The 734-nt window shown below is 64.3% G+C and carries 1 pseudogene; it reads right to left on the minus strand.

The annotated features are described in order from the left end of the window. Positions 1 to 409: pseudogene (locus SK571_RS46180) on the minus strand (hypothetical protein); the annotation flags it as partial. Positions 410 to 734: the final 325 nt, after the last annotated feature.

The following is a 734-nucleotide window of genomic DNA, read 5'->3' on the forward strand; positions in this document are numbered from 1 at the left end:
AAACAGGCACGGCGAATGAGTTCCAGACGAAGTTCGCAACGGTCGTGGCCTGAGCGAGCTGGCTGCGGTAGTTCGATCCGTCCGGGAATCCTGATTTCTGGATCCGCTGACAGATGGTGGGGATGTCTCCGGTCTGCCACGAGTTGTTCGGGTAGGCCCGGAACATCGCGTCGAGGAACGCGTTCGTGGCGTAGACCGGATCGATCAGTTGGGCCGGCGTTCCCCAGCCCATGCTGGGCCGCTGCTGGAACAGACCGAGGCTGTCGTGGTCCTCGGCGACGCTGATGTTGTCGAAGTGGGTCTCGGTGGTGACGGTGGTGAACGCGATGTGCAGCGCTCGGAGGTCGAGGCCTCTCGCTTTCACCTGTCGGGCGACCGCCCTGGCGCACGACATCTTGGAACCCGTCATCCAGCTGATCTGACCGCGCAGCTGGCTTGCGAGGGCGTTGTCCTCTGCCGTGACCCCGGACGGACTGCACGGCGCTACCGTGCGAGCGGATGCGGTTCCCGTGAGCCCCACCGTGATCGCGCCGGCGACCAACAATGCGGCGGTTGTTTTGGCGAACAGAGTGGATTTCATGATTCCCCCTGAGAATTTCGCGAGTCGGAATTACGCGAGAGCCCTGTGGCCGGCCCAGTGGGCACCGGTCCACATGGAACCGCCCCAACCCAGGCCACCCGCGCCGTTGCCCGCGTAGTACTCGAGGTTGCCGACCGCGTCGATTCCGGCAACA

Source organism: Lentzea kristufekii, assembly GCF_033949925.1.
Taxonomy (GTDB): domain Bacteria; phylum Actinomycetota; class Actinomycetes; order Mycobacteriales; family Pseudonocardiaceae; genus Lentzea; species Lentzea kristufekii.